General features: G+C 33.1%; 18 protein-coding genes and 1 pseudogene. 8 read left to right on the top strand and 11 right to left on the bottom strand.

The window, feature by feature from the left end; all coding sequences use genetic code 11:
- Positions 1-88: 88 nt before the first annotated feature.
- Positions 89-934: an alpha/beta hydrolase gene (locus ACEN2F_RS13480; RefSeq protein WP_441740042.1), complete on the top strand. Its 846-nt coding sequence runs from the start codon at positions 89-91 to the stop codon at positions 932-934.
- A 248-nt stretch (positions 935-1,182) separates the two neighbouring features.
- Here ACEN2F_RS13480 and ACEN2F_RS13485 read toward each other — a convergent pair whose 3' ends face one another.
- Positions 1,183-1,602, bottom strand: coding sequence for a DoxX family protein (locus ACEN2F_RS13485; RefSeq protein WP_441740043.1), 420 nt, complete (start codon positions 1,600-1,602; stop codon positions 1,183-1,185).
- Between the two features lie 596 nt (positions 1,603-2,198).
- On the opposite strand from ACEN2F_RS13485, the gene ACEN2F_RS13490 reads away from it, so the two are divergent.
- From ACEN2F_RS13490 to ACEN2F_RS13515, 6 genes are all read left to right on the top strand, one after another.
- Positions 2,199-2,666, top strand: a complete 468-nt coding sequence (locus tag ACEN2F_RS13490) for a hypothetical protein (protein WP_441740046.1) — start codon at positions 2,199-2,201, stop codon at positions 2,664-2,666.
- A gap of 797 nt (positions 2,667-3,463) precedes the next feature.
- Entirely contained in the window at positions 3,464-4,720 is a 1,257-nt protein-coding gene (locus ACEN2F_RS13495; protein WP_441740048.1) for a DUF2254 domain-containing protein, read from the top strand.
- 313 nt (positions 4,721-5,033) lie between these two features.
- The gene (locus ACEN2F_RS13500; protein WP_441740051.1) at positions 5,034-5,513 is read left to right on the top strand and encodes a hypothetical protein; all 480 of its coding nucleotides are present in this window, start codon (positions 5,034-5,036) and stop codon (positions 5,511-5,513) included.
- 1 nt (position 5,514) lies between these two features.
- A complete protein-coding gene (locus ACEN2F_RS13505; RefSeq protein ID WP_441740054.1) occupies positions 5,515-5,946 on the top strand; it encodes a DoxX family protein in 432 nt (143 codons plus the stop codon).
- A 729-nt stretch (positions 5,947-6,675) separates the two neighbouring features.
- On the top strand, positions 6,676-8,520 hold the full coding sequence (locus ACEN2F_RS13510) for a cystathionine beta-synthase (RefSeq protein WP_441740057.1): 1,845 nt from the start codon (positions 6,676-6,678) through the stop codon (positions 8,518-8,520).
- A 285-nt stretch (positions 8,521-8,805) separates the two neighbouring features.
- Positions 8,806-10,959, top strand: coding sequence for a PAS domain-containing protein (locus ACEN2F_RS13515; RefSeq protein WP_441740060.1), 2,154 nt, complete (start codon positions 8,806-8,808; stop codon positions 10,957-10,959).
- A gap of 19 nt (positions 10,960-10,978) precedes the next feature.
- Here ACEN2F_RS13515 and ACEN2F_RS13520 read toward each other — a convergent pair whose 3' ends face one another.
- Complete coding sequence (locus ACEN2F_RS13520; protein WP_441740063.1) at positions 10,979-11,575, bottom strand: GNAT family N-acetyltransferase; 597 nt, start codon at positions 11,573-11,575, stop codon at positions 10,979-10,981.
- Positions 11,576-11,823: 248 nt separating this feature from the next.
- Between ACEN2F_RS13520 and ACEN2F_RS13525 the strand changes: the two genes are divergently transcribed.
- Entirely contained in the window at positions 11,824-14,652 is a 2,829-nt protein-coding gene (locus ACEN2F_RS13525) for a M16 family metallopeptidase (protein ID WP_441740066.1), read from the top strand.
- Between the two features lie 192 nt (positions 14,653-14,844).
- On the opposite strand, the gene ACEN2F_RS13530 is transcribed toward ACEN2F_RS13525, so the two are convergent.
- From ACEN2F_RS13530 to ACEN2F_RS13570, 9 genes and pseudogenes are all read right to left on the bottom strand, one after another.
- Positions 14,845-15,204, bottom strand: a complete 360-nt coding sequence (locus ACEN2F_RS13530; RefSeq protein WP_441740069.1) for a hypothetical protein — start codon at positions 15,202-15,204, stop codon at positions 14,845-14,847.
- Positions 15,205-15,266: 62 nt separating this feature from the next.
- The gene (locus ACEN2F_RS13535) at positions 15,267-16,445 is read right to left on the bottom strand and encodes an AIR synthase related protein (RefSeq protein WP_441740094.1); all 1,179 of its coding nucleotides are present in this window, start codon (positions 16,443-16,445) and stop codon (positions 15,267-15,269) included.
- 220 nt (positions 16,446-16,665) lie between these two features.
- The gene (locus tag ACEN2F_RS13540) at positions 16,666-18,147 is read right to left on the bottom strand and encodes a carboxypeptidase regulatory-like domain-containing protein (protein ID WP_441740072.1); all 1,482 of its coding nucleotides are present in this window, start codon (positions 18,145-18,147) and stop codon (positions 16,666-16,668) included.
- A gap of 94 nt (positions 18,148-18,241) precedes the next feature.
- A complete protein-coding gene (locus ACEN2F_RS13545; protein WP_441740075.1) occupies positions 18,242-19,615 on the bottom strand; it encodes a CsgG/HfaB family protein in 1,374 nt (457 codons plus the stop codon).
- Positions 19,616-19,749: 134 nt separating this feature from the next.
- Positions 19,750-20,157: a curli production assembly/transport component CsgF gene (locus tag ACEN2F_RS13550; RefSeq protein WP_441740078.1), complete on the bottom strand. Its 408-nt coding sequence runs from the start codon at positions 20,155-20,157 to the stop codon at positions 19,750-19,752.
- A gap of 118 nt (positions 20,158-20,275) precedes the next feature.
- Positions 20,276-21,010: a CsgE family curli-type amyloid fiber assembly protein gene (locus tag ACEN2F_RS13555; protein ID WP_441740081.1), complete on the bottom strand. Its 735-nt coding sequence runs from the start codon at positions 21,008-21,010 to the stop codon at positions 20,276-20,278.
- Between the two features lie 3 nt (positions 21,011-21,013).
- Positions 21,014-21,535 (bottom strand): hypothetical protein, encoded by a 522-nt coding sequence (locus ACEN2F_RS13560; protein ID WP_441740084.1) that lies wholly within the window; start codon positions 21,533-21,535, stop codon positions 21,014-21,016.
- A gap of 234 nt (positions 21,536-21,769) precedes the next feature.
- The gene (locus tag ACEN2F_RS13565) at positions 21,770-22,456 is read right to left on the bottom strand and encodes a hypothetical protein (RefSeq protein ID WP_441740087.1); all 687 of its coding nucleotides are present in this window, start codon (positions 22,454-22,456) and stop codon (positions 21,770-21,772) included.
- Between the two features lie 348 nt (positions 22,457-22,804).
- Positions 22,805-23,084, bottom strand: a pseudogene (locus ACEN2F_RS13570) (glutamine synthetase type III); the annotation flags it as partial.

Consider the following 23,084-nt stretch of genomic DNA (forward strand, 5'->3'; position numbering starts at 1 on the left):
AAGAATACATTACCCTCCATATTTTGTTTGATATTTCAAAGTCGATTGTAGTACCCTTAAATTTTTATATTATATTCGTAGAAAAAACATGCGTTTCTTAATCGTTTTACTATTGGTATTAAATGGTCTTTTGCTGGTTAACTGCGGTGCAAAAAAAAGAACTGACGTTTCATATTTAACAGCGTTCAATAAAAAATCAGATGAACCACTGCTAAATATTTTTGTTCCCAGTAAATCAAATTCGACGGCAAGACCTGTTTTAATCTTTATTCATGGTGGAAATTGGAACAGTGGTAGAAAAGGAACGTATGATTTATTGGGAAGAAATTTTGCCAGAAAAGGCATTATTACTGTAATCCCCAATTATACGTTGAGTCCCAATGCTAATTACGATGATATGGCCATACAAATTGCATCCGTAATTCAGTGGACAAAAGAGCATATCAGTCAACATAATGGGAATTCTACTAAGATTTATATCACGGGACATTCAGCAGGCGGACATCTAGCAGCTTTGAGTGTCATGAATCCTAAATATGGTATTGAAACGGGTACAATTGCTGGCATTATCCTCAATGATGCGGCAGGACTGGACATGCTACATTATTTAGAAGAAAATCCACCAACGGACAAGGATGATTATAGTACTACATGGACCTCAAATCCGCAACAATGGAAAGATGCTTCTCCCATCTATTTTTTAAATAAAAACACACCACCTTTGTTAATTTATGTAGGAGACAAAACGTATAATTCTATAAAAATTGCAAACAATCGTTTTGTAGCTGCTTTACAACCATTTCAATCTCATGTGACGCCAATTCGCTTAAATAAAAAACACGTCCCAATGGTACTTCAGTATTTCTCGCCTTGGAGTAATCGATTTGATGAAATTATTGCTTTTATGAAATTGCACAACAAGCAAAAACTTTAACTATACCGCAAAAACCTAATAATTAAAAATGCTGCTATTAGAATTAACCCGCTCCGCATAATTATTAAAATTTCACTTATGTTTAAATAAAAAAATAGAACTCAAATAGCTTGATTTGTAAGCTTACATCGCTTTGGTTTTAAATATAAAAGTGCAACAACTTTCATAATATTCATAGCTATATTTTTATGCATTTAATAAATTGAATACTACTAACAGCTTGAAATTACAGGAAAAGGAAAATTGGTTTATGCTCTTTTTTTCAAAAGGGCATCAATAGAAAAGGAACCACTTCCTAATAAAAACATCGAACAATAAGCCAAAAAATATAATAACGCTGGTTCCATTGTTCCTAAATCGTGATTAATATGAACAATAAATACCGCAACTGCCATTGTAATTATAAGCGGAATTAATGCTAATCTGGTCCATAATCCTAGAATTATAAATAAGGAACACAACACTTCGGCAAAAACAGTCAGGGTCAATGATGCTGGAACTCCAATGCCTATTGGATCCCCAAATTCCATGCTGCCATTCATTAACTTCATCAGTTTTGGAATACCATGACTCAGCATCAATAAACCAAATGTTAGTCGTAAAATAAGGGAAGCCCAATCCGTTGCATTAGCAGACCAAGAAGCTGGAGAAAACAGTTTATGAATCATAATTTGAGAGATTTAAATATTGATCAAACATAGGATAATTTTAGTTGTCTTTAGAATAAAAAAATCTCTTGGCATGTATTTACGCCTTACAATTCAAATACCCACTACACAATTTTTCTAATTCAACCCAAACAACCGGGCATCATCAGGTACTTTTTTAGTGCTTTGGGAATCCAGCACAAAAGATTTATTTATGTCAATATGCTGATAAAAAACGAATTACAATTCAAATGTTTTGCTACGAAAAATTCTATTTACTAAAATTTAAACGCAATAAAATTCGCCCTCGCAATTATGTACAATACAATTATACCACACAACAAAATGCTATTCTCTATATTTTTGTTTCTAAACCTAACAACAATCAGTATTCTTAAATTTAAAAAGTTGCCCTTGTACTTGTGCAATAGCGACTCACTTTAAGATTTTTTTTGATTTAATTGTTAAACCGACGAAGAAAACATCCTTTAAAAATACGTATTATAATAAGTTTAAAATTATAATCTATACAAAGATAGGGTAATTTGTTTGTGAGTTGTCTTACTAGCGAAAGCTGTCACTAAAACGGCAGTCGATAATCCTTAAAATTTAAAATTATGAACACACTTAAAATTGCACTCATTTTGGTTATATTTAGCTTTAGCATAAATAGCACTGCACAAGAAAACGATGAAGCCACTACTGCAAAAAAAGGTACTGACCAATCAGCATTAGCCTATTACCAGCAACGCGCTACAGAAGATGCAAAATATGAGCAAGAATACAAAGCAAAAAATCAAAGCGAAGATAAAGCCTTTTGGCAAGAACAAAAAAAATACGAAAAACAACTAAAAAAGAATAACCGAAAAGCATATCACGCCTACATTCAAGGCAAAAAAGATGCTTACGCCGAGCATCAGCATCATTGCAATCACGATCACCACAGTGATTATTTTTACAGCAACGCACGGTTTTACTATTATGAATATGATAACAGAAGGCATTATAACAGAAGTACAAATCGTCCTACTATAAACACTCCAGTACGAGTAAATACACCAAGTGTTCGTTTAGGTATTTTTTAAAAAGAGTTTTTTTTTAGTTTTATTGGATTCTTTTATTTGAATCCAATAAAACTATAATCAAATAGCGTTAAAGTTAAAAAATAAGGAGTAAAAACAAATATTTAATGCTTTTAATAGGTCTAGTCACGCAACTCTTTTAGACTTATCTCGCATTATTGCAGTGAAGTTTCTTGTATCTTATATCCTGTAACAATTTTGGAGTTAATATCTTTTTGTGGCAATGTTTAGAAAACTACCTGATCATAATGGTATATTAGTTTGGTCAAGACTTCTTTTTATAAAGAACAATGCTATTAATTATAAAGATGTACATCTTCTCCTTAGTAGATGTACATCTTTTATCACATAGATGTACATCTTTTGACAAAAAGATATATATCTTTTGATAAATTAGTTTGTTTTAAATCGTTTTAAAAACTTGACTTTTATAATAATCTAGCTTTCTAGCGTCAATTTGCTCGATTAAATTTAATTTATCTTTTACAGATAGAAAGCAATGCTGAAACACTATATATAAGATGAATTTTAATATTTGTTTTCTATTCGTGTGCAACTTTATAATTATATTTGCTTCATTTAAAAAAAATAAATGCTCAAAAATTAATCAATTTACACAAATACTTAAATTCCATATAGTAAAATAAAATATCTTAAACTCTATTTATTAAAATTCAAAAAGGAAACACATTTGTAGTAATAAAGATCGCATTTTTATTTTAAAATAAAGTATCATCATTACGTTGCCCAATTTTCATTTATTCAAATAGATGCACTAAGTAAAGTACCCTACAATTCCTATGAAACAAAATATCCTTTTTGCTTTGAATCGCTTGAAAGAAAAACTTTGGTTTAGGCCATTAATTTTTTGCATATTATCTGTTTTTGCGGCATTGCTGGCTAGTATAGCGGACAGTAGTGATCTTAACGATTTAGTTCCTGAAATTAAAACCGAGTCATTAGCAAATTTATTAAGCACTATTTCAGGAAGTATGCTGGTGATTTCTATTTTTGCCGTAGGTTCAATGATAGCAGCTTATTCGGCAGCAAGTAACACTGCCACTCCACGTTCATTTAAATTAATTACTGCTGATGATGTTTCGCAAAATGCACTTTCTGTTTTCATAGGATCATTTATATATAGTATAGTAGCCATGGTAGCATTACAAAATGGTTATTATGGTAAAGCGGGTCACTTCATTTTGTTTCTTTTCACTTTACTTTTTTTTACGTTGGTAATTGTTACTTTTTTGCGTTGGGTAGAACGTATTTCAAAGCTTGGTCGAATGGGACATACCATTAAACTAGTGGAAGAGGCAACCGCGAATGCCATAAAAGCCCGATTAGAAGCACCAACCTTAAACGGTGTTGCGATAAATCCTAACCAAGAAAGAGGCTTCGCTATTTACAGTGATGTCACCGGCTATGTACAGCAAATAAACATGTTCAAACTGCAAAAAATTGCCGAAACATGGGATGCTTTCATAACGGTAAATACTCTTCCAGGTAGTTTTGCAACAAAAGACAAACCATTGTTTTATCTAGTAATTAAGACAAAAGCTTCAAAAAAACCTGATTATCAGGAGATGAAAAGTGCCTTTACTATTGGTACTATGCGCTATTTTGATGAAGACCCGCGTTTTGGATTGATTACGTTAAGTGAGATTGCCAGCCGCGCTTTATCACCCGCAGTAAACGATCCCGGTACCGCTATACAAATTGTAGGTAGTTACGTTCGAATGTTTTCATTATGGAGTAACCCAATACAAGATACAAGCTCTCAAAAAGATGTTTATGATAGGATTGCTGTACCAGAGATCATCATTGCCGATTTATTTGAAGATGCTTTTAGACCTATTGCACGTGATGGAGCTGGTAATATTGAAGTTATGATTCGCCTTCAAAAAGCCTTTAAAACCCTTGCAACTATTGATAATTTTGATTTAAAGAAAGCCGCTATGCAACATTCCCAGAATGCGTATGAAAGAGCGAAACTAGAAATGAAATACGAAACAGACTTGGCGGAATTAAAAAGAGAATGTTTATTTGCAAAATAATTTTTAAAAATAAAAATATTGTATTCCTGACGTAAACTTCCTGTTGTTAAAAAATTCGCTGTACTTTTCAAAAAAGAAGAAGTTTAATAATACTAATTTTCATCCTTAAACTATTTTTTTATCCCATCATTTTACAAATGCTAAAAAGGGGGTAGATTTGTTAGCCCCTCTATTTTTGCCGTTTGTATTGATCCCTTATTGGAAAAAATTTCTTGCAACGTCAGTAGATTACAAGTTTTCATCCTTATGTTTAGGAAAAACTGACCTGATGCGTTACCTTGTGCTAAACAGTGCATACAATAAAATGACAAAAATGAAACAAGTATTTATTCTCTTAACCATTCTCGGACTTTTTTCTTGTAATCAAAAGACACAAAAAAAAACCACACATGGCGAATGGATAAAAGGAACCGAAAAGGAACAAATTACAACCATTGAAAAACAATTTAGAGGCTTTGACAATGCAATGGTAGAAACAGGTTATCGATACCAAGAACTGTATTGGGCAGGACAAGATCAAAATTGGGAATATGCTGAATATCAAATAAAAAAAATAAATATCGCAATTGAAAATGGATTAGAACGAAGACCTAAAAGAGCAAAATCTGCTGAGCATTTTTTGACTTATGTTCTGCCAAAAATGAAAAAATCATTAGAGAAAAAAGACACTTCAATTTTTAATGAAAATTTTAAAACTATGACTATCAATTGCAACAGTTGCCATGCAATGGAGAAAGTACCTTTTTTTAATGTTCAAATTCCAACAGTTCGACAATCTCCAATAAAAAAATAAAATGTTCAAAAAACTCATTCACACAGACAATTCAAAAACCACAATCATAATCCGTTTGATTGTTGGAGTAGTGTTTTTATCAGAAGGCATACAGAAGTTTCTATTCCCTGCCTTACGTGGAGCGGGACGATTTGAAAAAATTGGTTTGCCCTCTCCCGAATTTCTGGGAAGTTTTGTAGGCCTATTAGAAATATTTTGTGGCATTTTAATTATCTTGGGGTTACTTACACGATTAGCAAGTATTCCATTTATTATCATAATGATTGTAGCATTTGCCGCGACTAAATCAGAAGTGTATCTAGAAAAAGGGTTTTGGGAAATGATGCATGGAAGCAGAACGGACTGGGCAATGCTTTTAGGAAGTGTTTTTTTGTTGATTAAAGGAGGTGGCTTCTGGTCAGTGGATAAAACTTTATTCAAAAATAGAGCATAAAGTTAATTTAAAGAATTACGCCACACATTATATTAAGCTCGTAATAATTGACTTTATTAGTCTCGCAGCTCCTGTTACAATAATGCCGGATGAATTGGTTACAAAGTAAAATAGTTGTCCAAACAACAATTTTTAGACTTTAGGAGCCTGTTATATTTAAAGGATAGTGCAGATTTGTAATTTGTACAGCAACATTAGGACACAAAGAAGTACTGTTATTATTTTCTGTTTTTATCAATTTAAAACAAATAGACAGACTCTTTGGTTATAGAATATTTAAATAGTTGGACGTATTTAATGTCATACTAAAAAATGAGTGAAATAATATTTTACATATAAGTCCCATAAGAATTAAACCTTAAATGACCTTCTGATTATTTAAGTTACATAAGGCTAACACAATCGAAACTTAAACTTACATGACTTATTTGGTAAAAAAAATAAGTCATTGTTTTATTCTTATTGCTTAAGAGGTAGCAGTCACCGTGGGAATTAATTGCAAATTTACTATTGAGACTCACTGTTAGATTAATTCTATTTCTTAGTAATTTTTACATTATTTTAAAATCAAAAACATCTTTTAACTTATACACCACAATTGTTCCTCTGGAGATTTTTTCTTCAATATTCAATCAAACTGACAACCGCTTTTATATAATAAAACCGCTTGTTATCCTTTTAAATAAATCTAATTACTGTATATTACCACTTTATCTAAAAGTGGAAATTATGAAAGAAAATAAAATACTAAATTACATTAAGGATGTGCTAGAAAATATGCCAAGTGGCTGGTTGAATCTAACAACACACCGACTGGATATTTATGAAGAAAAATTGGCGAAAACCCAATTTTTAGACCAGTTTGAAATCTTGTTTAATGCTAATATTTCTGAACCAAAGGCACTAGAAGCGTTACCTACAGCTTACGATTACATTCGTTTGGGTCATCCATTATCTTGTATTTTAGAGTGGGCAATTGCTCACTTACATTTAATAAAACCGGAAAATATAATTAGCTTTTCATCTAAAACAACTCCTATTTTGGCAGTGTTAAGGGAAAATTTATTAATTGGTAAAAATACTCAAATCGTTTATACAGGTGAATTGCCAGAATTTTTTGATATTGAAGTATTGAAGCGCATTTATGGCTATGAGTTTGAATTAAAAAAAGCGGAGACAGCATCAGCCATTCCCAATTTTGACGGAAGTACCATTTTCATTGCACAGCAAAATGAAATTAGTTTTTTTAGTTTAACCCAAAATAGTGACTTTTTCATTAATATTCATCCTAGATTTGGAAGTCTTTTAGTTATTAATGGCAAACAAAACGAGAGTTACATCTCAAAAATACAGCACGTTAGACGAAGAGAGACGATTGCAATGACACCAGCCAATTGTCTGGCCGCGTTAAAAATTCTAACTGCGCAATCTTCTTTAGAACCAGAAGAAAATAACATCGAAAAAAATAAAGCGCTAGTTTTAGATTCGATTGCAACCATTACCGGAAGTACCATAAAAGCACTAGTTGCTTCAAGTGGACTATCAATGCAATATGCAGTTGTCATGGGACTAATTCACGATGCAAAAGAAAACCACAAAGGAAAGGCAATCAAAATTATTGTTCCGCCCAATTGTTATGGTGGGACAAATGACCAAGCCAGAAGAGTAGCAGCTAGTATTGACTCTGTTGAAATACTAGATTTACTCGTTGATGGTGGTGAAGATATGGTGAGCAGTATTGCTCTTCTTTTAGATAAAATTGCCAATGAAGATGCAATTCCAATCATCATTGCTGAAATTCCAACCAATCCCAGAGTTGAAGTTCCGGATCTTATAAAATTAAGCGCTGCATTAAGTAAACAACGTAAAACTGCAGCTGGTGCAATTGCCATCGATCCTATTTTTGTTTTAGATCAAACCTTTTGTCCTAACGTACATTTTTTAGGTGAAAAAGATATATTATCCCCAATTAGAACTATTTCATACGTAAGCGGATCCAAGTTTCCAAGTGGCGGAAAATGTACTGCAGGCTATTGTGTGGGAAATATAAAAACGAAAGAATTGATGCAAAAAATTGAATTACATCTAAAACTTTGTGATAATGGAGCTACCAATCTTCAAATGGAAATTTTAGCAAAACAATTGCCTTCAATGAATGAAAGAATTAAGGATGCTTATGATAATACAAATGAATTTGTAAACTTTATAAAAGAAACTTTACCGGCAGCTAAAATCAATTTTGTTTCAGCAGCATTAGCAGAACAAGGATTTACACCTTCCGTTTTTTCATTAGACCTTCCTAGTCAAGGCACTACAACGGAAGAAAAAGAAGCGCACAAAAGAAAGCTAAATCTTATGTTAATCAATTTAATGATTACAGAAATTCCCAATGAAAGTAAATTTTGTGTGAGCTATGGACAGTTAAAAGGATCATATTGGACAGTGCCGGCGACATCAACGCAGGGAACCACTAAAGAGGGTGACAAAGATTATATCGTACGTGTATCCATTTCACCTGACCTAGACTTAGAACTTCATAAAAAAGTCTTTTTAGATTTTGTCAAACAAATGTGATTCTGAACTAATTCAGTTCCTGCATCGATTAAAAAAATTAAGCTAAACGTACGATCCGTTACACTAAAATGTAGAGTCTCAAATTATTTCCTAAGAAGAACAACTTATACAAAAAAGCGAAAATAAGCAAGCCTTCCCTTGCCTTTTTCGCTTTTTTTAACCACCTAACTAAAACAAAAAAAATAGTTGTCAATTCAATTTAAATAACTAACTTTCATGTACTTATATAATTTATTAAATTTAAATAAGGAAAGTAAAGTGAATTAATTTAGATATTGTTCGAGTATGAAATTATCATTAGAAAAAAAAATAATCATTGGATTTGTAATCAATCTATTTGTTGTTTTTGCTATAGCTTGGATTTTTATTTTAAGGATTGATAAAAAAAGAAATCCAGCTTTAGATACTTCATTAAATTGGATCGAAATTGCTTTGATTATTCTTTCTGTTATTTTGCTAACCGTTGTTTATTTTATTATTCGGGCACAACTTCGTGCTAAAAATATTTCTCAAAATTTACTTCTCGAAAACAAACAATTGCTCCAATCAATTATTGATACTACTTCGAGTCCCATATTTATTAAAAAAATAAATGGAGACTATCTGCTGATTAATAAACAATTTGAATCTTTATTTAAAATTTCAAATGAAGAAATTATAGGGAAAACAGATCATGATTTTTTGCCTGCCGCGACTGCAGATGCGTATCGCAATACCGACTTTGAAGTTTTGAAAGCATCAAGAGAATTGAAAACAGAAGAAATTATTGAACAATCGGACGGAAAACATACCTACATAGCGGTTAAATTTCCTTTGTATGATTCTGCTAAACGCATTTACGCTATTGGTGGAATTTTAACTGATATTTCCGAAAGAAAGAAACTAGAAGAATCCTCTAAAGCCGCAGATACCTTTTTTAGGATGTCGGTTGATATGATGATTATTTCTTCTATGGAAAAATTTATAAAAGTAAATCCGGCTGTTAGTAAAATTTTAGGTTTCACCGAAGAAGAATTATTAAGCAAAAACTTCTTAGAATTCACACATCCCGATGATATTGCAATTACTAAAAAAGAAGTACTCAAACTACAAACCGGCGCCTCATCCATTAAATTTGAAAACCGATACATTTGCAAAGACGGATCTATCAAGTGGCTTAGCTGGTCTGTATTCCCTGAAGTGAAAAGTGGGTTATTGTATGCTGTTGCCAGCGATATCACCGACAAAAAAGAAATAGAAAATGCATTGAATATTGCAAACACCTTTTTCTATATGTCATTTGATATGTTTGTGGTAATTAAAGATCAGAGTTTTGTAAAAGTCAATCCTGCTTTTACCAGAATTTTAGGATATGAACAGCAAGAAATAATCAACAAACCATTTTTAAGCTTTATACATCCTGACGATGCCGGAATTTTCATGGAAGGCATCAATAAATTAAGAATCAGTGATTCTGTGGTCACACATAGAGTTCGAGAACGCCTAAAAGATGGTTCCTACAAATGGCTAGACTGGACCATTACTATTGATATTCAAACCGGGATTATATATGCGGTTGCGCGAGATGTTTCGGATTTAATTAAAAATGAAGAATCTTTAAAAATATCCAATATGTTTTTCAATATGGCATTTGATATTTTAACCGTAGCAAAAGATGAGCATTTTATTAAAATAAATCCTGCCTTTACCAAAACACTAGGTTTCAATCAAGACGACATGAATCGAATGAAATTCTTAGATTTAATTCATCCTGATGACAAACAAACAGCCAGCGAAGTGATGCAAAGACATTTGCAAGGGGAATCAATTATCAATTTCAGAACGCGGTTCCTTTGTAAAGACGGTTCCTATAAATGGCTCGACTGGAATAGTACTATTGATCCGGATCACAGTATTTTTTATTCTGTGGGACGCAATGTAACGGAACTTGTAGAACTAGAAGACAAACAACAAAATGCGATTGATGACCTTTATGAAAATGAAGAAAAATTACGATTAATAGTCGAAAATATCAGTGAAGGAATTATTGTGGCAAATGCTGACAAGAAAATAATTATGGCCAATAATATGGCTAATGCCATTTTTGGAATTGAAGAAGACGATAAAATATCTACCAATTTAAGTAATCATTTCGAGTTGTATTTTCCAGATGAAAAAACTATTTTCCCTTCGCAAAACTTGCCTATGGAGCGCGCATTAAGTGGTGAAGTTACAACAGATATTGAAATAATCCTCTGGAACCCGGTGGCTCAGGAAAAGAAAAGAGTGTTGATAAGCGGCCGTCCATTAGTCGATCAAAATAACAATGTAGTAGCTGCGGTTGTCACTATAAAAGACATCAGCAAATACAAACAAATGGAAGAAGAATTGAAGGAAACCGAATCCAAATACCGACAACTTATTGGTTATAGAAAAGGTGGTGGTGATCCAATGATTTAAAACAAACAACCACGAATTCCTATAATTTATTTTTTAGATTTTCTTTAACCTCGGTTATCCATTCTTTTTTTAGAATACTCAATACAATAGTATCGCGTCTGGCTTCACTTCCCAGCGTAGGCATGTGATCCCGTAAAACACCTTCTATTGTACAACCGATATTCACCATCGCGGCAATACTTCGTTTGTTATTAAAATCCGCCCGAAATTCAACGCGTTCCATTCCTAAAGTTTCAAAGGCAAATTGCAATAATAAAAATTTACAATGGGAATTTAATCCGGTTCCGCGAAATGCTTTGCCATACCAAGTATAGCCCAATTGCAGCGATTTGAATTCTAAATTAATGTCATAAAAACGACTACTTCCTGCATACTTTCCTGATTTTTTATCGAAAATAATAAAGGGAAATTCCGTTTGATTTGCACGTGCTTTTAGTGCAATTTGAATGTATTTTTCCAAATTTTCCCTGCCATTGGCACGAATCAAAGAATATTGCCAAGTTTCCGGTTCATTCATGGAAATCTCTAATAAATTTTCGGAATCAGACTCCTGCAAAGACCGTAACATTACAGTTTCGTCCTCCAGGACAAGGGAATGGGAAAAGTCAAAATCCATATTGGCATTCAATTTAGAGTTAAGAACTAAAGACGTTCAAATATAAACCATAAAGGAATACAACAGTAAATATTCTTCTTGTCACACTCACAATCACTCATATTGCTTGTGTTGTGATTACTGACCATTACCTCAATAATCCAACTTAATACCTGTTAATACTTTATCACTATATTTTTTCTTACATTTAGTGTCTAAAGCAAAAATGATCTTTGCTGTAAAAATAACGTTGAACCAAAATCTAAAAAATGAAACCAACACAGTTATTAATGTGCTTTATGGTGCTTATTTGTACTTATTCATCTCAAGCCCAAAATCAAAAATCAAAAGAATTCAAAGTAGAATTTGAAAAATTTACCTTAGAAAACGGCTTACAAGTTATTTTGCATATCGACCGTTCAGATCCTGTGGTTGCCGTTGCTTTGACGAGTCATGTAGGTTCTGCCAGAGAAAAAGCAGGCCGTACAGGATTTGCGCATTTGTTTGAGCATTTACTTTTTTTGGAATCGGAAAACTTAGGAAAAGGAGGTCTTGATAAAATGAGCGCTCGCATTGGTGGGGCTGGAGCCAATGGCTCTACCAGCAGAGATCGCACTAATTATTATCAGACCGTTCCTAAAGATGCATTAGAAAAAATGATTTGGGCCGAGGCTGATAAATTGGGTTATTTTATCAATACAGTTACAGAACCAGTTTTAGCCAAAGAAAAGCAGGTCGTGAAAAATGAGAAAAGACAAAGTTATGATAACAGACCCTATGGGCATAATTTTTCAGTAATCTCTAAAAATTTATATCCGGCAACGCATCCGTACAGTTGGGATGTTATTGGTTCTTTAGAGGATTTACAAAATGCAACATTAGAAGATGTAAAAAGTTTTTACAATCGCTGGTATGTACCCAATAATGTGACATTAACAATTGCTGGAGATTTTGATGTTAAACAAACTAAAGCTTGGGTCGAAAAATACTTTGGTGAAATAAAACGTGGCGAGGTAATTCCAAAAATGGAAAAACAGTCCGTGATATTGACCGAGACCAAAAAACTGTATTATGAAGATAATTTTGCCAAATTGCCGCAACTCACGCTAACATGGCCTTCGGTTTACGAATACCATCCTGACAGTTATGCTTTGGAAGTTTTGGCCAGTTATCTTTCAAAAGGTAAAAAAGCACCTTTATATAAAACCTTAGTAGAGGATAAAAAATTAACGGATGCCACGGAAGTTTTCCAATATAATTCAGAAATAGCAGGCCAGTACATGTTGAGCGTAACAGCTTTTGAAAAAACAAATTTGAATGAAGTAATAAACGGTGTTGACGAAGCTTTTAAAAACTTTGAAACCGAAGGAATTTCACAACAAGATTTGAACCGAATTAAAGCGGGACAAGAAACTGCTTTTTACACAAATTTATCTAGTGTATTAGGAAAAGGGTTTCAGCTCGCACAATATGAAATTTTTGCAGGAACTCCAGATTACATCAATCAAGATGTGAAAAATATTCTAGCCGTAACTACCGAAGATGTAATGCGTGTGTATCAAAAATACATCAAAGGAAAACATTTTGTTGCCACTAGTTTTGTTCCAAAAGGAGAAGCCAATTTAATCTTGGAGGGTTCAACATTAGCCGCAGTTGTTGAGGAAAAAATCGTTGAAGGAAAAGAAGATTCGTTTGATGCCAGCATCGCGGCAACGTATGAAAAAACACCTTCTAAATTTGATCGAAGTATAGAACCGACTTATGGAGAAAGTCCTGATGTAAAATTACCATCGGTGTGGAAAAGCAAATTGTCATCTGGTCTAAATGTTCTAGGTATTGAAAACCACGAAGTGCCGCTTGTTCAATTTCAAATGCAAATAAAAGGGGGAATGTTGCTTGAAGAAGCAAATAAGATAGGAGTTTCTAACATGCTGGCAGAACTGATGACAAAAGGAACCAAAAACAAGACTCCACAGCAACTAGAAAATGCAATTGAAAGTCTGGGAGCAACCATTAGAGCGTATGCAAGTGATGAATCTATATTTATATCAGGAAATACCTTAGCTAAAAATTACAATGCAACTATGGCATTAGTTCAGGAAATAATATTACAGCCGCGCTGGGACGCAAAAGAATTTGATTTGATTAAACAAAGTACTTTAAGCCAAATCACACAACAGAAAGCAGATCCGAATAGTATTGCCAGAAATGAATTCAAGAAATTACTTTATGGCAATGAATCTATTTTAGCGAATAATCGCATTGGTACTGAAATTTCTGTAAACAGCATTACTATGAATGATTTGAAAAATTATTATGCAAAAAATATAGCTCCTTCGGCGACTAATTTCCAAATTGTTGGTGCTATTGCAAAAACGGAGGTGACCAATTCATTAGCGACTTTAAATAAAAATTGGGCGGCTAAAAAAGTTAGGGTTCCTAAACCCATTGTCACGAATACGATAGCTTCCTCAAAAATTTATTTTTATGATGTTCCGGGTGCAAAACAATCGGTAATCCGAATTGGTTATCCTGCCCTTGCCGCAACTGATGCAGATTTTTATCCTGTTCAAATTATGAACTACCGATTGGGTGGTGGTAGTTTTGCCTCACAATTGACGCAACAATTACGCGAAGGAAAAGGATATACGTATGGCATCAATTCTTCGTTTAATGGTTCTGCTAATAAAGGTCCATTTATAGTTTCAAGTGGTGTACGTTCGAATGTAACGCTTGAATCCGTAAGTTTAATCAAAGAAATTGTATCGCAATATGGAAAAAACTTTACGGAGAATGATCTTGAAGTAACGAAAGGTTATTTAATAAAAAGTAATGCCAGAGCATTTGAAACCTTGTCTTCTAAACTGGAAATGCTCTACGACATCAGCAACTACAATTATGCCGATGATTATGCGAAACAGCACGAAAACATTGCAAAAAACAGCACTATTGGCGATATAAAAAAGCTTTCAGAAAAGTATTTGAATGCTGATAAAATGATTTATTTAGTGGTGGGTGATGCTGAAACACAACTGAAAAAGCTAGAGCAAATTGGTTTTGGAGAACCCATTCTTCTGAATAAACCAGCGGTAAAATAAGTTGATTTTAAACTAATTTGGGTTAAACATCACTGATTGCTTTAGCCCAGATCGTAGTGAAAATCCCGACTGCAAAAAAGATAATTTTTCTTGTCCTGAAAGAGCGACCAACGGAAGCTCCTTTCAGGACTTAGAAAAATATTTTTTTTAAAGGAGGATTGTAACGGAGCGCTGGATTAGCTCCTAACAATTTTATTCATTCATTTCGTCATGACGCTCTGGAACTTGCGGATCATACAGCGGACATTTGAATTCATCCATTATATTCACTAAAGAATCCATTGTTTTTCCTTCCGTGCCATAACAATCAATTTTTATACTTTGAGGCGTCGTTCGGATGTGAAAAGCACCCACTCCGCTGTTGTTTTTCCAACTTTTCTCGTCTACTTTTTCCCATTTGGAAAAAACTGAGGCGATTCTATTCAAGATTACTTGAACAGGAAGTTCTTCAAGGCCTTCAATTTCAGCTTGTTCTTCTGAAATTGCTTCATAAATTTCGTGATGGTTGAGATAAATTCCCTCAAGATATTTCCAAAAAACCAATTCGTACATAGATAAAAAATTTAAAGATTAAAGAATTGAAAGATTGAAAAATCAATTTCAATTGAAGCTTTTTAATATTCGAAAGTTCCGTATTCGCTGGTAATAGTTAGTTTTTTAGCCGTAGCAGCTTCTACTCTACCTACGATTTGTGCTTCAACATTGAACGATTTTGAAATCGCAATAATATCTTGTGCAACAGCTTCAGGAACATAAATTTCCATACGGTGACCACAATTGAAAACTTGGTACATTTCTTTCCAATCCGTTTTAGATTGTTCTTGAATTAACTGAAACAATGGCGGAACCGGAAATAAATTGTCTTTTATAATGTGTAAATTTTCTACGAAATGTAATATTTTAGTTTGAGCTCCACCACTGCAATGAACCATTCCGTGAATTTCATTAGAAGAATATTGGTCTAAAATTTTCTTGATAATTGGCGCATAAGTTCTGGTTGGCGAAAGCACTAACTGTCCTGCATCGATTGGTGAATTTTCAACGGAGTCTGTCAATTTTACTTGTCCGGAATAAATTAATTCTTCAGGAACTGCAGCATCAAAACTCTCAGGATACTTTGTTGCCAGATACTTCCCGAAAACATCATGTCGCGCTGATGTTAATCCGTTACTTCCCATTCCGCCATTATAGCTTTTCTCGTAAGTGGCCTGACCAAAAGAAGCTAATCCTACAATGACATCTCCTGCTTTAATGTTGGCATTATCAATAACTTTTGAACGTTTCATTCGAGCCGTAACTGTTGAATCTACAATTATTGTTCGAACAATATCGCCTACATCTGCCGTTTCACCACCTGTAGAATGTATGGTTACCCCAAAAGAATCTAATTCTTTAATCAGTTCTTCGGTTCCGTTGATAATTGCAGAAATTACTTCGGCGGTAATCAAATTTTTGTTTCTTCCAATAGTAGATGACAGCAGAATATTGTCCGTTGCTCCCACGCACAATAAATCATCAATATTCATGATCAAAGCATCTTGAGCAATGCCTTTCCAAACGGAAATATCTCCAGTTTCTTTCCAATACATATATGCCAAAGAGGATTTAGTTCCTGCCCCGTCAGCATGCATAATGAGGCAATACTCCTCGTCTTGGGTTAAATAATCAGGAACAATTTTGCAGAAAGCTTGTGGAAATAATCCCTTATCAATATTTTTTATGGCATTATGAACATCTTCTTTGGATGCCGAAACACCGCGAAGTGCATATCTTTTTGAAGTATCTGAACTCATGTAGTCTAGTTGTGAAGCCTGCATTATGGCAGGTAGTTGTGTGGCAAAGATAATTATTTTTTTGGGTTTTGCCAATCGAGTTTAAGAACTGTTTCATACTAGAATTACCGTACAAATATTTTTTTTTACATCTTACGTTATGCCTCTGAGAGGAATATCTCAAAAAAAAATGTCTATCGGAAACTGATAGACATTTTTTTTAATAAAGGAGATGTAAAATCTATTTCCATTCCGGCATAGAGCCCCCGGCAAATAAAATAGCACGCGTATCTACATCATTGATACTTGCTTTTACAATGTTATTGACAGAAATTCCATCATTAGAAGTGCTGGTAAATATCACTTCAGCCTCATTTGGAGAAAATTTCACATCAAGATCATTAAATCCATCTGGTTTACTTGTATCAATTTCTGTTGAAGAATTAGTAGATCGGTTATAAATAAAAATTCGAGAATCTAGTCTTCTGTAATTTGAGCTTTGGTAACCTGAAACATCTCTTGTATAAACAATACTTTGGTTATTTACAGAAATATGCAAACCGCTTGTGGCACCTGCCAATCCTGATAGCACTTGATATTGAATAATTCCTGAGGCATTAATCACATAAATCTCAACATTATATCCGGAGATATCGTTTACTTTAAGTACAATTTGAGTTCCATCTTGACTCCAGTCACACTCTGATATAAATTTTCCGTTTGGTGTCTTGAATAATTCTACTAATCCGCTACCATTAGCATTAATTCGATATAATTTATCAAAGTTTGGATAAATGAGCTGACTTCCGTTTGTACTCCAACTATAATTGATATGCTCCATATTGAATCCGGCAATTGGTATAGCATTTGTTACTTTAAAAATTCCTGAGCCGTCTGGATTCATGGTATAAATCTGATTTTGGGATCCATCTGAACTTACATAGGCGATTTTTTTTATTTGTAAATTTTTTCTAGGTCGAAAGCTATTCACTTCAGAAGAGGACAATTGCAATTCATTTCCAGCTTCGTCAGCTGTAAAAATAACATTATTGCTATTCACCTTTTTCACATATAAAAATCTCGGATTAGGAAATGCTAGTGTTGTAAAAGTATTTGTAACACTGTTTGAAGGGGTATTGATACCATCAGATGAAATTACCTGCCAATAATATTTTGTACTGTAGCTTAAACCTGAAATCTCAAGTGATGTAGTCTTAATATCTTTGTAAGTTGTTACAGCATCAGTTGTTCCGTTCTTAACAGTAACAATATAGGTAAGTGGATCGAGTTCTTTGTCTGTAGCGGTCCAAGTCAAATTTAATTTTAAAGCCTGACTTTTAGCATTATCAACTGGAGCCGTCAAAATAGGGATATCCGGTGGCTTATTATTTAATGTTGATATATCTAATTCGAATATAATTTGGACCGTAGTATTCTTAGTTATGGTTGCCGGTTCAAATTTAGAGATGTATCCATCTTTTTGTGCTTGAAAAGAATATTTGCCAACTAAGATTTCGCTAAATTCAAAGTAACCATCTTTATCTGAAAAGTATGTACTTGTTGTAGGGCTAGTAGAAATTCTTGCATTTGTAATAGGTTCGAAAGTTTCAGAATTAACGACTCTTCCTTTTACGGTTCCCATTCCACTGTCGTCAATCTGTTCTTCACTGCACGATACGAAGAGAATGAAACACATTATGATTTTTATACCTAATTTTTTCATCTTTATGTTTTATTAATTATTTAGACACCTGAATTCGTTTGTACTTTAATGTTTTAACTCTTTTCTGCTTTTTTTTTGAATCTAAAACCATATTTTACTTCGCTTTATTTTTTAGTTTGCGAGGAAAATAATAAGTCATACCAAAACCGAAACGCCAATAATAATCATCTCGAACTCCACTGACGGCATAGTCAATATTATCCGAAAAATTCAAATTGTGCTCGCCGTACAACTTTAAACCAAAATTATTCGTGACCAGATATTCAATCCCAGCGCCGTACAAAACTTTAGCATTAAAATTTTCGAAAGCAGAATTAAAACTTGTTCCAAAACCACCAAAAAAGTAAGGAGTGACAACGTCATAAGGAAGAACTAGGTATTCTAAATTCAATTCTAAAGAGGCATATCCCACATCTAGCTTATCTTTATTTCCTAATCTAAACACATTACTGGAAGCGCTTAAATTTAAATTGGGCTTTACAAAATACTTAATAGCGCCCCTTAGCATTGGCTTCGCCACTGGATTAGGGTAATCTCCTGCCATGTAGGTTGCGCCAACTGTTGCTTCTAAACCAACTTTTCCTCTCTTTTCATTTCTGTTTCTACCGTGAAGCATCGCCAAATCCGCTTCCTCTTTTTCCTTAGTGTAAGAATCTATAAAAGTGGTAACTTCATTTGAAGTGGCATTAACTTCCCAAAGATTGTTTTTTATTCCATCTACAATCAAACCTTCAACTGCTTTTTCGATGGCCTCAGTAACAGCAAGCTGAATTGGTTCATTTCTAGTAAAACCAGTTTCTACTTCAAGAAGCCTCTTGATATTTACATATTTGAATAAATTAGCATCTACGCTTTGGGATAAAATTGTTTTAGAAACATATACCGTATTCAAAATTTTACCGTTTGAGGTTGAAACTAACCGAAGATAAATAGAAATTCGATCCTGTCTGTAGCGTGTAGAACCGCCAGTTCCAAAATATCTGGCACCAAATCCACCAGTAATAATGTTAGAATCATACGAAATTATTCCGCCCTCTAATAAAACTCCAGCAAACAACAAGGGAGTCAATTGAGTTTCGGGAGTTTTTGAATCGGTGGCGTATTCTTGACGTGTGGAACGTATAATATTTCTTTCATTCAAAAGATTTCCTAAATTTTCTCTTTCGATTGGAATAAACCACTTAGAATCTCCCAAAGCTTTAATTAATATCGAAGTAGCTCCTTGGGTTACCGCAGTGCTAAAAGTACTTCCTTGATCTATTGCCTTATATTGTCCCGTTTGATCTTTAAATTTATAAACCCCTACAACAATTTGTTCCTTGGGTTTAGGCAGTTTTGTCAATAAAGAGGTAGCAGGTGTATTTTCTCCATAGACCGCTTTTTCAATACCCATAGGTTGATTGAAATAAGCGCCGCAACTTGACAAAAGAAAAACAAACAGAAGTGTGATAGTAGTGTTTTTTTTCATAACATTAGGTAGTATTTAGGGCATATTTTGGGCAAAATTGCATACTAATTAGGCAAAATTTTAAAAATCAATTTTGCGCTAATTGTATTGTTTTCTAAATTATAATGGTGTTCTTGTTGAAATTTAGCGTGCAACTAATTTCCTGGAATAATTATCTGGGTTTGTTCACCGGTATCTGTATCCAATATATCAACTACTAATCCTAGGTTTGAAGGGTATATATCAACTGATAAACTCCCAAAAACATAAGCTCCTTCCTTGATTCCTCCTTCTCCAAACTGTTTTTGAAATAATGAACTAGATATTTGATTCAGTATTTGATTGTTCAGATTTTGTTTGAATCGTTCTAATTCTGTTGGTTGTTCAAATCCGATTCCTGCATCTTCTTTAAAATCATTTTGGGCTTCAGCGGAACTGAGTAGCCACTGATAATTGAAAGTATCGCCACCAAAAGCTGGATTTTTTGGTTTGTAAACCAGATCTTGAGCACTTAAATCACTATAAAACAGGCATAATACGGTTGTTAAAAATAATAGTTTCATAATATTAGTTGTTTAAATGGAAAAAAAAACTGTTTTAAAAAGACGTTTTAAACCTAAAAAAAATAATCCGTCAAATAGTAATCACTTCGCAATCAATAGTAAAAGACACAAGCGTAGATCAATATTGTGTAATGAATTTGGCTTGTTTTTCAATATTTTTAAAATATTTAAAAATTTTTGCTCCAGATGTTTCAGCCATATATTTCAAAAAATCTTCGTCTGGTCTGGCGATAAACTCTTCAATAACATCACTATCCACTTTAACCGTTATTTTTGTCGTTCTACCAAGAGTTAATTCCTCTTGAACCAGAATTATTTTTTGCGATTTGATGTTTAATTTGGAAAACTCAGAATAAAAAAGATCGTAAAAATCGCTTCCTAACTTAGTTTTTGTTTCATTTGAAACTATTCCTATCATTTCTAAACCATCTTTTGGCTTAGAAACCGTTACTTTAGTTTCGTCTTCACCACCAAAAACTACACGATCTTTTCCTATGATAGCATTATCTTCATCATAAATCAACAACAGAATGATAATTTGATCATTTTTGCCAATATTGACTTGCGTTTTAGAGAGGAAAACTTTTTGAATCGGTTCTAGTGTTACTCGCCCATCTTGAGCATTATCTGATCGATTAGAATTCAATTTGTTTTTTTTGAAAACCGTAAGTTTAAAAGAAATATTTCTGAATTCCGATTTTAAATTTTCTACTGTCCCTGTGGCTGAGAGCGTGTTTTCGCTTTCTTCAATTTCTATTTTTGGTTTAATGTCTTTATTGATGTTTTGAGAATAACCAAATAGGACATGAAACAAAAAAAAGATACAAACAGTTCTAAAAGTAAGGGATTCCATAGTCTAGTGATTAAAAATATAAATACTGCCCGAATTTCCGGTTTGCGTAATTTTTAAATCTTTAGAAATTGAATTTGTGCCATTATTAAAAAGAGACAAATTATTTCCTTCTTGATTAATTGACATATTTATAGCACTATTAGAGTATAATGAAAAATCACTTACAAAATTATTTGCTCCCGATTGTGAAATGGTCTCATTCAAATCTCCTGTATTTTTATACAAATTCAAATAATTATTAAATCCATTTTGGTTAACCCCAATTTCATAATTTTCAGACTTTACCGTAACGGTCGAATAATTATTGAAACCCACTTGTTGCACTTGGATTAAATTATTGCTTATAATAAAATTATCTACTGCTTGGGATTGAACAGTTGAGCCAAAATTAAGGTTAGAAATCATACTTTTATCAACCAAATTATATAAATCTGATGCGGCATTTGTCTGTAAAACCTGAGCTTTCACAAAAAATACATTTAAAAGTACAATGACAAATAGGAGGCTATTTATTTTTGATTTCATGACTTGTTTATTTAATTGTCAAACACATAAAAACACAGATTCTGATACTAATTAGCAAGATGAATCACAAAACTAAACTCAAAAGAAATGAATGTAAAAAATAAAATTACTTGAATTAATTTGTAGGTTGAAGTTTAAAATTCATCGCCATTAATTTTACATAAGAACATTAGATTAAAAAAAAAGGGACAGAGCTGAATACATACAACTCCATCCCTTTTATTAGTCTAAAAATTAGTTGGATTGCAATACTAAACTTGCATTGCCTAATCCTATTTGGTTAACAGTACTCATGTGACTGTTACCAGATTGAAAAGTCCAAGCATTGTTTGCAGTTCCATTTTGATTAATGTAAGAAGTATTATCAGCTCCAAATTGCACAGTCAATGCATTATTGTACTCTCCATAAGTATCAACGTAAGATGCATTTCCAAAACCAACTTGAAGAACTTCTGAATTATTATCGTGACCTTCTTGCATCACGTTTGAATAATTACCTGCAATAAACTGCAAAGTAGTAGAGGAATTATCTCTTCCTATTTGTGTAGTTTGAGATTCATTAAAGAAACCTGCTTGTCCAGTTACAGCATCATTTCTTCTGCCATCTTGATCAATGTAAGCTCTATTGCCCATACCAAGTTGTCCAATGTAAGCATCATTGCGACGACCGTCTTGTTCAACATCTGCCAGGTTAAAGTAGCCACCTTGATTCGTGTCAGATTCATTTTGTCTACCTTCTTGATTAATGATGGCCCAATTACCAACCCCTAATTGAAGAACGTCAGAATCATTTTGCATTCCCACTTGTGTTACAAAGCCAACATTACCGGCTCCTAACTGGTTTACCATACTTACGTTCCCTTGTGCAAAAGCCAATGAACCTACTAGCATCGCGGAGATGCTCAAAATTACTTTTTTCATAATAAATATATTTAATTGGTTGTTAATACAAATTAATATGTAGGTTAAAAAAGCGATTTGGGAACCTCTTTTTGGTAATTTTTAGTAAGAAATTTGTTTTTAATTAAATGCTTATTTCAGTATTACATTTCAAAGATAAAAAAGAATTTAAAGAATCAAAAAACTAACAAACTGTTTTTTAAACCTTTAAGATTTTTTTCGATAAAGTGTTTAAGTATGTCGATAAAGGGCAAAAACGAAGCTTTTAATCGTACGACAATTACTAATAATTTTTAAAGGTTTTTTTGTGATAAACAAAAAAAGAGGCTTTTCAATGAAAAGCCTCTTTTAAAAATATTAGTAAGTAGTTTACTTTGTGAACAATAATTCTCTGTATTTTGTTAAAGTCCAGATTTCATTGTCTACTAATAACTCTAATTTATCACAGTGATTCCTGATGATCTCAAAGTATGGTTTTACTTTGTTACAATAAGCTTCTGCCATTTCCTGTGCATCAATCAAATTATTAGCAATTTTTCGCTCGTTTGTCATTTCCTCTACCTTAGTATTGATTCCTTCAATATGGCCTGAAATTTCTTTGATCAAAACTATTTGCTCTTTTGCAATAGTTTCGAAATCAGTTCCAAAA

Origin of the sequence: Flavobacterium sp. W20_MBD1_R3 (assembly GCF_052119725.1) — a bacterium.
Lineage (GTDB): Bacteria > Bacteroidota > Bacteroidia > Flavobacteriales > Flavobacteriaceae > Flavobacterium.

Excerpts from the sequence above, each read along its gene's own strand:
- ACEN2F_RS13480 (WP_441740042.1), top strand. The coding sequence starts at position 89 with ATGCGTTTCTTAATCGTTTTACTATTGGTATTAAATGGTCTTTTGCTG.
- ACEN2F_RS13485 (WP_441740043.1), bottom strand. The coding sequence starts at position 1,602 with ATGATTCATAAACTGTTTTCTCCAGCTTCTTGGTCTGCTAATGCAACG.
- ACEN2F_RS13490 (WP_441740046.1), top strand. The coding sequence starts at position 2,199 with ATGAACACACTTAAAATTGCACTCATTTTGGTTATATTTAGCTTTAGC.
- ACEN2F_RS13495 (WP_441740048.1), top strand. The coding sequence starts at position 3,464 with ATGAAACAAAATATCCTTTTTGCTTTGAATCGCTTGAAAGAAAAACTT.
- ACEN2F_RS13500 (WP_441740051.1), top strand. The coding sequence starts at position 5,034 with ATGAAACAAGTATTTATTCTCTTAACCATTCTCGGACTTTTTTCTTGT.
- ACEN2F_RS13505 (WP_441740054.1), top strand. The coding sequence starts at position 5,515 with ATGTTCAAAAAACTCATTCACACAGACAATTCAAAAACCACAATCATA.
- ACEN2F_RS13510 (WP_441740057.1), top strand. The coding sequence starts at position 6,676 with ATGAAAGAAAATAAAATACTAAATTACATTAAGGATGTGCTAGAAAAT.
- ACEN2F_RS13515 (WP_441740060.1), top strand. The coding sequence starts at position 8,806 with ATGAAATTATCATTAGAAAAAAAAATAATCATTGGATTTGTAATCAAT.
- ACEN2F_RS13520 (WP_441740063.1), bottom strand. The coding sequence starts at position 11,575 with ATGGATTTTGACTTTTCCCATTCCCTTGTCCTGGAGGACGAAACTGTA.
- ACEN2F_RS13525 (WP_441740066.1), top strand. The coding sequence starts at position 11,824 with ATGAAACCAACACAGTTATTAATGTGCTTTATGGTGCTTATTTGTACT.
- ACEN2F_RS13530 (WP_441740069.1), bottom strand. The coding sequence starts at position 15,204 with ATGTACGAATTGGTTTTTTGGAAATATCTTGAGGGAATTTATCTCAAC.
- ACEN2F_RS13535 (WP_441740094.1), bottom strand. The coding sequence starts at position 16,445 with ATGAGTTCAGATACTTCAAAAAGATATGCACTTCGCGGTGTTTCGGCA.
- ACEN2F_RS13540 (WP_441740072.1), bottom strand. The coding sequence starts at position 18,147 with ATGAAAAAATTAGGTATAAAAATCATAATGTGTTTCATTCTCTTCGTA.
- ACEN2F_RS13545 (WP_441740075.1), bottom strand. The coding sequence starts at position 19,615 with ATGAAAAAAAACACTACTATCACACTTCTGTTTGTTTTTCTTTTGTCA.
- ACEN2F_RS13550 (WP_441740078.1), bottom strand. The coding sequence starts at position 20,157 with ATGAAACTATTATTTTTAACAACCGTATTATGCCTGTTTTATAGTGAT.
- ACEN2F_RS13555 (WP_441740081.1), bottom strand. The coding sequence starts at position 21,010 with ATGGAATCCCTTACTTTTAGAACTGTTTGTATCTTTTTTTTGTTTCAT.
- ACEN2F_RS13560 (WP_441740084.1), bottom strand. The coding sequence starts at position 21,535 with ATGAAATCAAAAATAAATAGCCTCCTATTTGTCATTGTACTTTTAAAT.
- ACEN2F_RS13565 (WP_441740087.1), bottom strand. The coding sequence starts at position 22,456 with ATGAAAAAAGTAATTTTGAGCATCTCCGCGATGCTAGTAGGTTCATTG.